The sequence below is a fragment of the Mycobacterium sp. NGS24 genome, from assembly GCF_059813065.1.
The window spans coordinates 52,097-65,204 of the sequence record NZ_JCALDW010000012.1 but is presented as its reverse complement, the minus strand read 5'-3'; the positions used below and the strand labels follow the sequence as shown (position 1 = coordinate 65,204).

Annotated in this window: 11 protein-coding genes; 5 read left to right on the top strand and 6 right to left on the bottom strand. The window is 67.3% G+C overall.

From position 1 onward, the window contains the following. Positions 1 to 1,185 (bottom strand): CaiB/BaiF CoA transferase family protein, encoded by a 1,185-nt coding sequence (locus tag AC5Y6Y_RS16635; RefSeq protein ID WP_473138594.1) that lies wholly within the window; start codon positions 1,183 to 1,185, stop codon positions 1 to 3. Next, positions 1,178 to 2,524: an LLM class flavin-dependent oxidoreductase gene (locus tag AC5Y6Y_RS16630; RefSeq protein WP_499918358.1), complete on the bottom strand. Its 1,347-nt coding sequence runs from the start codon at positions 2,522 to 2,524 to the stop codon at positions 1,178 to 1,180. Before AC5Y6Y_RS16630 ends, AC5Y6Y_RS16635 begins: the two co-directional genes overlap by 8 nt. A gap of 61 nt (positions 2,525 to 2,585) precedes the next feature. Here AC5Y6Y_RS16630 and AC5Y6Y_RS16625 point away from each other — a divergent pair, with 61 nt between their 5' ends. The 3 genes from AC5Y6Y_RS16625 to AC5Y6Y_RS16615 are packed head-to-tail and all read left to right on the top strand — an operon-like array spanning position 2,586 to position 8,468. Next, positions 2,586 to 3,230, top strand: a complete 645-nt coding sequence (locus AC5Y6Y_RS16625) for a GntR family transcriptional regulator (RefSeq protein WP_463826073.1) — start codon at positions 2,586 to 2,588, stop codon at positions 3,228 to 3,230. A 10-nt stretch (positions 3,231 to 3,240) separates the two neighbouring features. Next, positions 3,241 to 7,161, top strand: a complete 3,921-nt coding sequence (locus AC5Y6Y_RS16620; RefSeq protein ID WP_473138595.1) for a Pls/PosA family non-ribosomal peptide synthetase — start codon at positions 3,241 to 3,243, stop codon at positions 7,159 to 7,161. Next, entirely contained in the window at positions 7,158 to 8,468 is a 1,311-nt protein-coding gene (locus tag AC5Y6Y_RS16615) for a M1 family metallopeptidase (RefSeq protein ID WP_463826075.1), read from the top strand. The genes AC5Y6Y_RS16620 and AC5Y6Y_RS16615 overlap by 4 nt, the downstream gene beginning before the upstream one ends. On the opposite strand, the gene AC5Y6Y_RS16610 is transcribed toward AC5Y6Y_RS16615, so the two are convergent. Further along, complete coding sequence (locus tag AC5Y6Y_RS16610) at positions 8,469 to 8,855, bottom strand: DUF2237 family protein (protein ID WP_463826417.1); 387 nt, start codon at positions 8,853 to 8,855, stop codon at positions 8,469 to 8,471. Positions 8,856 to 8,970: 115 nt separating this feature from the next. On the opposite strand from AC5Y6Y_RS16610, the gene AC5Y6Y_RS16605 reads away from it, so the two are divergent. Further along, positions 8,971 to 9,360 carry a hypothetical protein gene (locus tag AC5Y6Y_RS16605; protein WP_463826076.1) on the top strand — a complete coding sequence of 130 codons (390 nt, stop codon included), beginning with the start codon at positions 8,971 to 8,973 and terminating at the stop codon, positions 9,358 to 9,360. An 81-nt stretch (positions 9,361 to 9,441) separates the two neighbouring features. Here the strand turns inward: AC5Y6Y_RS16605 and AC5Y6Y_RS16600 are convergent, their stop codons facing one another. Genes AC5Y6Y_RS16600 through AC5Y6Y_RS16590 form a run of 3 tightly spaced genes read right to left on the bottom strand, consistent with a single transcriptional unit; the run spans position 9,442 to position 12,420 of the window. Next, on the bottom strand, positions 9,442 to 9,912 hold the full coding sequence (locus AC5Y6Y_RS16600; RefSeq protein WP_473138596.1) for a VOC family protein: 471 nt from the start codon (positions 9,910 to 9,912) through the stop codon (positions 9,442 to 9,444). After that, on the bottom strand, positions 9,909 to 11,105 hold the full coding sequence (locus tag AC5Y6Y_RS16595; RefSeq protein WP_473138924.1) for an MBL fold metallo-hydrolase: 1,197 nt from the start codon (positions 11,103 to 11,105) through the stop codon (positions 9,909 to 9,911). Before AC5Y6Y_RS16595 ends, AC5Y6Y_RS16600 begins: the two co-directional genes overlap by 4 nt. Positions 11,106 to 11,160: 55 nt before the next feature. Beyond that, complete coding sequence (locus AC5Y6Y_RS16590; RefSeq protein ID WP_473138597.1) at positions 11,161 to 12,420, bottom strand: sulfotransferase family protein; 1,260 nt, start codon at positions 12,418 to 12,420, stop codon at positions 11,161 to 11,163. 79 nt (positions 12,421 to 12,499) lie between these two features. Here AC5Y6Y_RS16590 and AC5Y6Y_RS16585 point away from each other — a divergent pair, with 79 nt between their 5' ends. Further along, positions 12,500 to 12,874 carry a hypothetical protein gene (locus AC5Y6Y_RS16585; protein ID WP_463826079.1) on the top strand — a complete coding sequence of 125 codons (375 nt, stop codon included), beginning with the start codon at positions 12,500 to 12,502 and terminating at the stop codon, positions 12,872 to 12,874. Positions 12,875 to 13,108 lie beyond the last annotated feature (234 nt).

Genomic DNA, 13,108 nt, shown 5'->3' with positions numbered 1-13,108 from the left:
TCACAGCACACCCCGGGCGTGCAGGTCCTCAATGTCGTTGGCACTCAGACCGAGTAGTTCGCCGTAGACCTCGGCGTTGTGCTGGCCCAGGCGTGGACCCAGCTGTCCGACGGTGCCGGTGGCCGCCGAGAATCGCGGCACCGGAGCCTGCACCGTCATCGCGCCTAGTTCGTCGTCGTCGACCGAGATGAACACGCCGCGATGGGTGAGTTGCTCGTCGTCGACCAGATCGGTGATGTCATACACCGGTGCCGCCGCCACCTCATGGGCCTGGAAAACCTCCATCGCTTCTGAAAGTGTCTTGCCGGCAACCCAATCCGCCACCACGGTATCGACCTCACGGGCCCGGGCCAGCCGGCGCTGCGGGTCGGAGAAATCCGTATCCTGCACCAGATCGTCTCTGCCAATGGCCCGGAACACCCGCAGCGCCAGCGCTGGTGAACTGCCCGACATCGCCAGCCACCGGTCGTCAGCGGTGCGATAGGTGTTGCGCGGGGCCGAGATGTCCCAACGGTTGCCCGACCGTTCCGGCACCAGGCCCAACTGGTCGTACCCCAGCAGGGTCTGCTCCAGCAATCGGGCCAGGGGGTCAATGAGATTGACGTCGATGAGCTGTCCGGGACCACCGTGCACGTCGCGGTGGTAGAGCGCCATCAGCACCGCATACGCCGCGTTCAGCGACGCGACACCGTCGGCCAGCATGAATGGCGGCAGGGTCGGCGGCCCGCCGGCCTGTCCGGTGATATGGGCGAAACCGCTCATCGCCTCGCCGAGGGTGCCGAACCCGGGCCGTTCGCTCTTGGGTCCGCTCAGTCCGTATCCGGTGATATGCAGCATCACAATTCGCTCGTTGACGCCCCGCAAGCTCTCGTAGTCCAGCCCCCACTTGCGCAACGTTTGCGGCCGGGTGTTGACGATCACCACGTCGGCATGCGCGACCAACCTGCGGGTCAGTTCCTGGCCTTCGGTGCACCGCAGATCCAGCGTGACGGACCGTTTGTTGCGCGACAACGACTTCCACATCAGTCCGACGCCGTCGCGCTGGTTGCCCCACGTCCGGATGGGATCACCGCACCCTGGTTGCTCGACTTTGACCACGTCGGCACCGAACTCGCCGAGATAGGTGGCCACCAGTGGCGCGGCCGCCAGGGTCGCAAGGTCCAGCACCCGCAGACCGTCAAGCATGGGCGCCCACCGGTCGTTGCAGGCCCAGGTGTCCCCGCAAGGTCGACGACTCGTAGGCGGTGCGAAACAGCCGACGTCGCTGCAGTTCCGGCACCGCCATGCGCACCACGTCTTCGAAGGCGCCCGGCAGATGCGTTGCCGCCAAAACGAATCCGTCGCAGGCGCCGCTTTCGAACCAGTCCGCCATCTGATCGGCAACCTGCTCGCCGGTGCCGACGAATCGCGGCCCCTGCAACAGCGTGGCGCGGTGGCCGGCCAGATCGCGTACCGTCACGGTGTCGCCCCCGATATGGGTGCGCAGGTTCTGCACCAGGCCGCGGATTCCGGACGCCGATGCGATGAGTTCGTCGGTGACCGGGTCGTCGAGGTCGTGCCGGGCGAAGTCGTAGTTCATCAACTCGGACAACAGGGTCAGCGACGCCATGGGGTGCACCAGGTCGTTCAGGAACATCGCCTCGCGGTCCTTGGCGTGCGACTCCGACTCCCCCACCACGGCGTAGGCCATCGGGCAGATGCGCACTGAGGCGGGGTCGCGCCCGGCGTCTTCGATGCGTTGTTTCTGATCGGCGTAGTGGGTACGGGCCACGTCGATGCCCGGGTCGCCGGTGAAGATCAATTCGGCCCAGCGCGAGGCGAATTCGCGGCCGCGACCCGAGGACCCCGCCTGGATGACGACCGGCCGGCCCTGCGGCGTGCGGGGCACCGTCAATGGCCCGCGGGCGGCGAAGTACTGGCCGACATGGCCGAGTTCGTGCACCTTGGCCGGGTCGGCGTACCGACCGGAGCCGCGGTCGTGCAGGATCGCGTCGTCCTCCCAGGTGTCCCACAGGCCGGTGACCACGTCCATGAACTCGTCGGCACGGTCATACCGTTCGTCGTGACCCAGATGCGCATCGACACCGAAGTTCTGCGCCTCGCTGTCGTTGACCGAGGTGACGACGTTCCAGGCGGCCCGCCCGGCAGAGAGGTGGTCCAGCGACGCGAAGGTGCGGGCGACGTGGAACGGCGCGTAGTAGGTGGTCGAGTAGGTGGCACCGAGCCCGATGTGGGAGGTCGCCTGCGCCAGTACGCCCAGCACGACGCCCAGGTCGAGCTTGACCGGCCGCGCGCCGTACTTCACCGCCTCGTCCACCGACCCGCCGTACACCCCGGGCATGGCCAACCGGTCGTCGAAGAACATCAGGTCGAAGCAGCCCTCTTCGAGCTGGCGGCCGATCTTGGCGTAGTAGGACGCGTCGAGATAGCGGTGCTCGGTCGCGGGGTGCCGCCACGATCCGGCATACACCGAGGTGCTGCCCGCTTGCATGAAGGCGACGAGGGACATCTGATCGGTTCGCATAGTTCGGAATGTAACATCTGATATATCAGATTTCAAATGTCACGTTTGGTATGCTCGCCAGGTGGTAGGGATCGACATCTCCGGCACCGTGCGGGAGCGGGCGGCCCGCGAACTGCGCGACCGCATCATCACCGGCGCGCTACCCGCCGGAGCTCGTATCGACCTCGACGCCATCACTGAGGAGTTCGCCACCAGTCGGACCCCGGTCCGCGAGGCCCTGCTGGAACTGTCCTTCGAGGGCCTGGTCCGGGTCGCCCCGCGCAGCGGCGTCACGGTGATCGGCATCAGCCCCGACGACGTGCTGGACAGCTTCACCATCCTGGGCGTGCTGACCGGGCAGGCAGCAGCCTGGGCCGCGCAGCGCATCGAACCGGACGAACTGGCCATGCTGCGCGAACTTGCCGCCGACGTGGCCGCCCGGTCCGGCGACGACAGCATCGGCGAGGCCAACTGGCATTTCCACCAGAAGATTCACCGCGCCGCACACTCACCGCGCCTGATGGCCCAGATCAAGCAGGCCGCGCGGGTGGTGCCCACCAACTTCCTCACCCTATTTCCCGACCACGAGAAACACTCGCTCGACGACCATCAGGCATTGCTCGACGCGTTCGGCGACAAGGACTCCGAGCGGGCCCGCGCCATCGCCGAACGACACGTGCTGGACGCCGGACGCTCGCTGGTCGAGTGGTTGGAGCGGCGCGGCTAGGGTTCCTAGCGTGCCCGAGATTCCCGCGCAGTATCTGCTGTCGGCTGACGCGCCGAACCCGCGCACCCTGATCGACATCGTCGAAGAGACCGCCGCGCGCTACCCGGACGCAGTGGCCATCGACGACGGCGAGGTGCAACTCACCTACAGCGAGTTGCTCGAGGACATGAAGGCCAGCGTCACCTGGCTGGCCGGCCGCGGTGTTGGCCGCGGTGACCGGATCGGCATCCGGATGCCCTCAGGCAGTTATTCGCTGTACGTCGCGATCCTGTCGGTGCTGGCCGCGGGGGCCGCCTACGTGCCCGTCGACGCCGACGATCCCGACGAACGCGCCGAGTTGGTGTTCGGTGAAGCTGACGTGGTCGCGGTGATCACCGACAAAGGCATCCACCGCACCCAGGGCGCCTCGCGTGGCTGGCGGGCCGCGACCCCGCTGGCCCGCGACGACGCCTGGATCATCTTCACCTCCGGGTCCACCGGCACTCCCAAAGGCGTCGCGGTCACCCATCGCAGCGCCGCGGCATTCGTCGATGCCGAGGCACGAATGTTTCTGCAAGACAACCCTATTGGACCCGGTGACCGGGTGCTGGCCGGGCTGTCGGTCGCGTTCGACGCGTCGTGCGAGGAGATGTGGCTGGCCTGGCGGCACGGCGCCTGCCTGGTCCCGGCGCCGCGGTCGCTGGTACGCAGCGGGATCGACCTGGGACCCTGGCTGGTGACCCGCGACGTGACCGTGGTGTCGACGGTGCCCTCGCTGGCCGCGTTGTGGCCGGCTGAAGCGCTGGAAGCGGTGCGCCTGTTGATCTTCGGCGGGGAGGCCTGTCCCGCCGAGCTTGCCGAACGCCTCGCCGTCGAGGGCCGCGAGGTGTGGAACACCTACGGGCCCACCGAGGCCACGGTGGTGGCCTGCGCTGCCCGCCTGGACGCGACGGGACCGGTCAGCATCGGGCTGCCGCTGGCCGGTTGGGATCTGGCGGTGGTCGACGCCGACGGCGAACCGGTCGGCTACGGCGAGACCGGCGAATTGGTGATTGGCGGGGTGGGTCTGGCTCGCTACCTCGACGAGGACAAGGACGCCGAAAAGTACGCGCCAATCCCGACTTTGGACTGGCCGCGGGCCTACCGCAGCGGCGATCTGGTCCGCCTCGAGCGCGACGGGCTGTACTTCTGTGGACGCAGCGACGACCAGGTCAAGGTCGGTGGCCGGCGCATCGAGCTGGGCGAGGTGGACGCGGCGCTGATCAGCCTGCCCGGGGTCAGCGGCGGGGCGACAGCGGTCCGGCGCACCGCCGGCGGCGCCGCGGTACTGGTCGGATACGTCGTCAGCGCCGACCCGGACTTCGACATCGCCGAGGCGCGCAACCGACTTGCCCAGCACCTACCGGCCGGGCTGGTGCCCCGGCTGGTACGCATCGAGGAGTTGCCCACCCGGACCTCCGGCAAAGTCGACCGCGACGCGTTGCCGTGGCCCGCGCCGGGTAGCGCCGAGGACATCCCGGAACTGGCCGGCACCGCGGGGCGGCTGGCCGAACTGTGGCGAGACCTGCTGGGCGCCACCGTGACCGGCGCGCAGGCCGACTTCTTCGAGCTCGGCGGCGGCTCGCTGGCCGCCGCTCAGCTGATCGTCAGCCTGCGACAGCAGTACCCGCAGCTCACCGTCGCTGATCTCTACGATCATCCGCGGCTGGGCTCGCTCGCCGGTTTCCTCGACGAGCTCGACGCGCCGCCGCAGGTCACCGAACGGGTGGTGCGACCGACCCCGCTGCGCGCTCAGATGATTCAGCTCTGTGCAGCGCTCCCGCTGGCGACGCTGGCCGCCCTACAGTGGGTTACCTGGCTGGCGTTGGGGAACAACATCGCCCGTGCTCTTCATCTGGTGCCGTGGACGGCCACGGTGAGCTGGTGGCTGGTCGGCATCGCGTTCATCCTGTTCGTCACCCCGCCGGGACGGATGGGGATCGCGGTGCTGTTCGCTCGTCTGCTGCTGGGCAATGTCGAGCCGGGTACCTATCCGCGCGGTGGCTCGGTGCATCTGCGGGTGTGGTTCGTCGAGCGGCTGGCCGCGGCCAGCGGTGCCGAAAACCTGGCCGGTGCACCGTGGCTCGTGTACTACGCACGCGCGCTGGGCGCCGAGATCGGCAAGGGGGTCGACCTGCATTCGATGCCGCCGGTGACGGGTCTGCTGACTGTCGGTGAACGCAGCGCGATCGAACCCGAAGTGGATCTGTGCGGGCATTGGATCGACGGGGACGCCTTTCACCTCGGCGCCATCACGATCGGCAACGACGCGACCATCGGTGCCCGGACCACGCTGCTGCCCGGCGCGGTCGTCGGCAAGAACGCCGACGTGGCACCCGGCTCCGGCGTGATCGACAAGATCAAGAACGGCCAGTACTGGAAGGGGTCCCCGGCGACCAAATCCGGCCGGGTCAAGCACCCGTGGCCCGATGAGCGACCCGCCCGTCGCTCACACTGGGTGGCGGTATACGGGGTGACGTCGCTGCTGCTGGCCGGCCTGCCGCTGCTCGCAGTGGCGAGCGGGCTGGCGGTCATCGCGTGGGCCGTCCACGGCACCCGCAGCCTGGCGCAGGCGGCGGTGCCCGCGCTGCTGTGGACGCCGGCGGCCACGCTGGTTGCGGTCATCGTCTATGCGGTGGTGACGGTGGCGGCAGTGCGGGCGCTATCGCTCGGATTGCGGGCCGGATACCACCCGGTGCGCAGCCGGTCGGGGTGGCAACTGTGGACCACCGAGCGGCTGATGGACGCCGCCCGCACCTACCTGTTCCCGGTGTACGCGAGTCTGCTGACGCCGGCCTGGTTGCGGCTGCTGGGCACGCAGGTCGGCCGCGGCACCGAGATCTCCACCGTGCTGCTGACGCCCACGTTCGCCGTCATCGAAGATGGGGCGTTTCTGGCCGACGACACCATGGTTGCTTCGTATGAGCTTGGCGGCGGCTGGATTTACGCCGCCGAGACGACCGTCGGGAGACGCGCGTTCCTCGGCAATTCGGGCATCACCCAGCCGGGCCGACGGGTGCCCGACGAGGGTCTGGTTGCGGTGCTGTCGGCCACGCCGCCCAAGGCCAAACGCGGCTCGTCCTGGCTGGGCAGTCCGCCGATGCGGTTGCGTCGACGCCCCGCCGAGGCCGATGACGAAACCACCTACCACCCGCCGACACGGTTGAAGCTGAAGCGCGCGGCCGTGGAGGGTTGCCGGCTGCTGCCGATGGTGGTGACCGCCGCCATCGGGCTCGCCGTGCTGGGCGTACTGCAGGCTCTGGCAACGGAATGGGGGATCTGGTGGACCGCCCTTTTCGCCGGACTGGTGCTGCTGGCGGCAGGTGCGGTCGCCGGCGTGGTGAGCGTGGTGGCCAAGTGGTTGCTGGTGGGCCGGATCAAGGCCAGTGAGTACCCGCTGTGGTCGTCGTTCGTGTGGCGCAACGAGCTGGCCGACACCTTCGTGGAAACCGTTGCGGCGCCGTGGTTTGCGCGGGCTGCGGCCGGCACGCCGGTGCTGAACGTGTGGCTGCGGGGGCTGGGGGCGACGGTAGGGCGGGGCACCTGGTGTGAAACCTACTGGCTGCCCGAGGCGGACCTGGTCTCGCTCGGCGCGGGCAGCACCGTCAACCGCGGCTGCGTGGTGCAGACTCACCTGTTCCACGACCGGATCATGCGGATGGACACCGTGGTGCTGGAGTCGGGTGCCACGCTGGGCCCGCACTGCGTCGCACTGCCGGCAGCGCGGTTGGGGGCCGGGGCGTCCGTCGGCCCGGCGTCGCTGGTGGTCCGTGGTGACGAGGTGCCCGGATCGACTCGCTGGCAGGGCAATCCGGTCCGGCCCTGGCAGGCGGACGGGAAGGCGGCCCGCAAAGCCGGCCGCAAGAAGTCGGCCCGCAAGAACGCGTCCCGCGTCGAGGACACCGCGGCGTGAAGTCCCCGGCGAAGAAGGCTGCCCTGGATCCGTACCTGCCGCGCAACGGCAACGTCGGTTATTCGGTGTCGCGGTACGAGTTGGACCTGGAATACAAAGTCGGCGTCAACCGCTTGACGGGGACAGCGACCATCACCGCGGTGACCCTCACCGAACTGCAGGCATTCGCCCTCGATCTGTCCAGCACCCTCTCGGTGTCGAAGGTGACGGTGAACGGCAAGCGCGCGCAGCGTTTCAGCTGCCGCGGCGGCAAACTGCGCATCACGCTGGCCGAGAAGTTGGCGTCCGGTGCCGGGTTGACCGTCGTCGTGCGTTACAGCGGCAACCCCAAGCCGTTCCGAACACTGTGGGGCGACGTCGGTTTCGAAGAGTTGACTGAGGGCGCGCTGGTCGCCGGACAGCCCAACGGCGCCGCATCCTGGTTCCCCTGCAACGACCATCCCAGCGCCAAGGCCGCCTTCCGCATTCAGGTCAGCACCGAAAGTGCTTACCGCGCAGTGGCCAACGGCAAGTTGATAGCGCACCGCACCCGGTCCTCGCAGACGGTGTGGACCTACGAACAGTCCGAACCGACGTCGACGTATCTGATCACCCTGCAGATCGGCGTCTACGAGATGGCGCGGCTGACAAGGACACCGGTGCCGATCCGCGCCGCGCTCCCCCGGCGGCTGCGCAGGGACTTCGACCACACCTTCGGCCGTCAACCCGAGATGATGAAGGTGTTCATCGACCTGTTCGGACCCTACCCGTTGGCCGACGGGTACACGGTGGTGGTCACTGACGACTCACTGGAAATTCCGCTCGAAGCACAAGGGATTTCGATCTTCGGAGCCAACCACTGCGATGGCAGCCCAGACAGCGAGCGGTTGATCGCCCATGAACTGGCCCACCAGTGGTTCGGTAACTCCGTGACCGCACGCCGATGGCGGGACATCTGGCTGCACGAGGGATTCGCCTGCTACGCGGAGTGGTTGTGGTCCGAGCACAGCGGCGGTCCCAGCGCCGACGAACTCGCCCACCAGTATCACGCCGAGTTACGCCACCAGGCACAGGACCTGCTGTTGAGCGATCCCGAACCGCGGCGGATGTTCGACGATCGGGTGTACAAGCGCGGCGCGCTCACGCTGCACGCCCTGCGCGGTCGGCTCGGTGACACGAATTTCTTTGCGCTGCTGAAGGATTGGACGAATCGCTATCGGCACGCAACGGCCGACACGGACGACTTCACCGGCTTGGCGGCGGGCTACACCGACGAGTCGCTGCGGCCATTGTGGGAGGCCTGGCTGTATTCGACCGAGGTGCCGTGATCACAGGCTGGCCAGGTCGTCGGGCACGTCCACAGCATGCTCCTCGAGGACTTCGAGCGGCACCACGTCCAGCGTGCGCTGATGGGTGGACGCCAGCACCACTGGCGCTGCGCACCCGTCCTGGTGAGCCCGCAGCCAATTTCGGGCGGTGACGCACCACCGGTCGCCGGGCAGCAGCCCGGGAAACCGGTACTCGGGCACGGGGGTGGACAGGTCGTTGCCGATGGAGCGCTGATGCTCGAGGAACTCGGCGGTCACGACCGCACAAATGGTGTGCAAGCCGCGGTCCTCGTCGCCGGTGGAACAGCAGCCGTCCCGGTAGAAGCCGGTGACCGGCTCGTTGCCGCACGGTTCCAACGGGCCACCCAGCACGTTGCGATCAGGCAGGCGATCAGACATGTGCCCAGTATTGTCCCTCGGCGCCGGGTTGGGCGGAGCTTTCGCATCTGCCGCTTCGAGGGGCATCTGCAGTCCGCCGCGCCTATGGGCTAGGTTCAGCGGCGTGATACTTACGGGCGCATTCCTGGCCGACGCGGCCGCCGTCGTCGACAACAAACTCAACGTATCGGGCGGGGTGTTGTCCCGCTTCGGGCTCGGACCGGATCGGTCGGCCCGGTTCGTCTTGGTGGTGCTCACCCAGGCGGAGCCCGGTAACACCGACCGACAGGTCAAGATCGAGATGCGTCCGCCCAACGACGACGATCCGATCCGGTTGGAATTCGAGGTACCCGAAGCCTCCGTCGCAGAGTTTCCCGGGTTCGCCTTCTTCGAGCTGCAGTTGACCCTGCCTGCGGACGGGCGCTGGGTCATGGTGGTCACCGGTGGCACCGGAGCGATCTCGCTGCCGGTGCTGGTGACCGAAATGCCGCCGCCGCCGTCGTTCGGTCTCTAAGCGCGGTGTGCGGCCAGCACAGGGGCGCCGGCCGTCACCTTGAGCGGATGATCGATATGGGCGAGGGTCAGCTCGTAACGGCTACTGGGCCTGGGACCGCACGAACGCGGGAAAGTCGGGGAACAGGGCCCGGTCGACGACCTCGATGCGGGTGCCATCCGGGTCCACGTAGTAGGCGAACATCGCCAACTCCGAACCGGGCACATCAGCGGTCATTTCGAAGGTGAGGCCGTTGTCCTGCAACAGCCGGGCGGTGTCGGCGAGGTTGTCGGTGAAGTAGCCGAGGTGATGGACGGCGTTGCCGGGCGCGGCCACCCATGGCGTGCCCGGAAGCTCTTGAATGAGTTCGAGATACGGCGCCTGCACCGAGTATGTGATGGTCGAGGTCAGTTCCCGGGTTGCGTCGGCGGTGCGGAACGGCAGGGTGTAGCTCATCGGACTGATCCACCGGTAGCCCGCCAGCGCGGTGAATCTGATCATCGCCGCCTCGAGGTCGGGAACCACGATGCCGGTGTGGTAAAGGTCTTCGGCTTTCAATGCCGGCGTGGTCATGAGTTGCTCGCTATCTGTCGGGTGAGCCAGGCGGTTTCCCAGAAATTCGTGCTGTCGGCGAGCAGATTTTCGTGGGCCGCCCTGAGCACCGCGCGCGCCTCCGGATGTTGTTCGGCCACCAGCTCGGCCAAGTGGATGGCGTGCACCGGGCGTCCGGCGTCCAGATGCATCCGGGCCCGCGCGACCAGGGCATCGGCGCCGGCGAGTTCGACCACGTCGGCGGCGACGGCATCGAACCGCACCGGATAAAGCTCGGTGGTCGAGCGATGATGGAACCAGCCGGAGTAGTTCTCCCAGATGGCCCGGACGTCCCAGGCGACCTTCCCGTAGCCTTGGCCCACTTCACATTCCGCGGGCAGCCTGATCTCTTGCATCAGCGTCTGCACATCCTTGCCGGCGTTCATCCCGGCCACGGTCTGGTCGTGAATGTGGGCGATCGCATCGCGCAGCCGCGTCAGTTCGGCGTGGATGCGTTCTGCTCCGGCGATCGGTTCGAAGTGGCCGGTAACCAACAGCTCGGGCCGCAGGTCACGCACCCGGTCGACGGAGGCGATCGCCGACAAGGCGTCGCGGTACCGGTCGCCACGCATGGTGACGAGATTGGGAATGTGGCCGAAAATCGGGCCGAAGGTGTTGCCGCACAGGCATATCCGCTCGTCGGGTAGCCACACCACCAGTGAGTCGGTGGTCTCGCCGCCGGGCACCGAGATCAGCTCCAGCCGTCGCTCGCCGATCTGTAGCGTGAGGGTCTCGTCGAAGTCGAGGTCGACCACCGGCACACTCTGCCCGGGCAGTCGTTTGGTGCCGAGGCGGTGTTGGATGGCCTGAATACCGTCGGCCAGGGTGTCTTTGAAGGCGAACGCGCTGCGGCTGGCCCGGTACGGGATCAGGCGTTCGTTGTCGTCCCGCCACAATTTCCAATTCGCTTGCGCGACAACGGTGGTTTCGGGGTCACGGACGCTGTCCAGTCCCCCGACATGGTCGACGTGCCCCTGGGTGAAGATGATGTAACGCACCGGGCCGGAGTCGACCGCATCGAAGTTGGCGCGGTGCACTGGGCCTTCGAATCCCATGCCGGTGTTGACGATCACCCGTCCCTCGTCGGTGGTCAGCAGGTAGGTATTCGACAGTCCGGGCGAGCACCAGAGTCCGGGGGCGATCGGCTCGGCGTGTTCGGCGCAGGCGGGGCGCATCGCGTCGGCGCCGGGCCGGGTGCGGTACACCGGTTCAAAACTCACTGACCCTCCTTCATTCGGCGCGGACTTCGAATCTGTCGAAATAGAAGGCGAATCGGGCACGCAGTTCGTCGGCCGAGACTCCGAAATGCCGGCGTAGGTCATAGCGGATGCGGCCGTGCTTACCGCGGGGGTTGCCCTCGAGGTACTTCTGGAAACGGTCACGGACCTTGGCGGTCAGTTCGACGCCGCCGCAGCGGTAAAGCTCTTCCAACAGCGGCATTTCGTTGCCGTTGAGGTGGTGGAAGCTGATGTCGATGCTGCGCTCGGCCGGGACGAGACCGCGGTCGCGTACGCAGGTGCTGAGCAGCCGGTGCACCCGGTCACTCCAATACTCCAGTAGCCATTCCGGGTCGATGCTGTTGCGGCGCAACCGATCCGAATACGCCATCATGGTGATCGCGGATTGGATCACCGCGGCGGGATCGCGGTGGGTGAACGCCACCGTCGCATCGGGGAAGGTGGCCACCAGCGGTCCGAGTTGCTCACAGTGCTGCGGGCTCTTCAGAATCCAGGTTCGCGGTCCGCGCAGGAAGGTCAATGCCTGCAACACCTTCTTCAAATACGCATAGTGGTGATGCTGATCCAGCGACAGGTAATAGTCGCGCCAATCCGGAACGCGGGCATGCCATTCCAGTACGTAGGAGGCCAGGTCCAGATCCAGCAGTTCTACCTCCTCCTCGATGGCTTCGGGATAGCGGTCGTGCATGGCGGCCACCAACGGCGCGCTGGCCATCAATGCGTCGTGTTCGGCCTTGGTGCGCGTGTAGCGCGGGTCGACGCCGTACGCGTCGGGACCTTGGCCCGGCAGCGGCATCGGATCCTGGCTCTCCCAATACGGCAGAGCACGCCGACGCGGGTCGGCCGCAATCAGGTTGACCAGATGCGTGGTGCCCGAGCGCGGCATGCCGACCACGATGAAGGGCTTCTCAATAGGAATCGATTCGATCTCCGGATATCGCTTGAGCAGTTCGGTCAGCGACATCCGGTTACGCAGCAGCCGCACGACCCGCTGCCGCAGACTCGACCGGGTGAGCTGGCGCAGTCCGTCGTCCGCTTCGATCGCGGCCACGTGCGCGGTGAGCCGATCGGTGAAGCCGTCGGTGTCGTCGAGGTCGGTCACGCCGGCTTGTTCGCCGGCCTCAGCGCGCATCTTCCCGATGTCGAATGCGACCGGCTTGGCCTCGGTGAACTCCAGGATCTGGCGTTGCACATCGGTGAGCTGCGGCGACGTCAGATCGTCAAAGTCGACGGCCGGGCCCGCATCATCCACGCTCACCCTCCTCGGCCGGTGGTCAGTCGAATATATCGAGGTATGGGCTTACCGCAGGTCGCGGCGTAGGTTCAGCCAGGTGATAGTGGGGGCGTTCCTGGCCGAAGCAGCTTCGGCGGTGGACAACAAGCTGAGCGTCTCGGGCGGGGTGTTGCTGCGGTTCGCGGTGGAACGAGATCGGCTGGCCCAGTTCCTGCTGGTGGTGCTCACGCAGTCGGAGACCGGCAGTCCGGATCGGCGGATCGAGGTCGAGATCAGGCCACCTGCCGAGGACGTTCCGTTGAACATCGAATTCGCATTGCCCGAGGCCGCCACCGCTGCCGAGCTCGGATTCGCCATCTTCCCCGTCGAGGTGACCCTGCCGGTGAACGGTCGCTGGGTACTGATGGTTACCGGCGGCGCCGGGATGATCTCGCTTCCGCTGATCGTGAGCGGGGAGCTTTCGCCGGCGTAGGGCCGGGTGGACCGACCACCACCATTGCCCGACTCTGCGCGACTTTTCCACCTACCCGCGATATTGCGCCAGCAGGTCCGGCCACGGCTCCATATTCCGCCACATCACGTGCGACGGCGGATTGTCGCGCTCTGGTGGAAATATCGCTCGGAGTTGGGCAGCCCCGGCAGGCCCGCCCGAGCGGTGACGGGTGGGGCTCGTGCGGCCCGGGCCCCGCCACGGTATCCGCGCTCA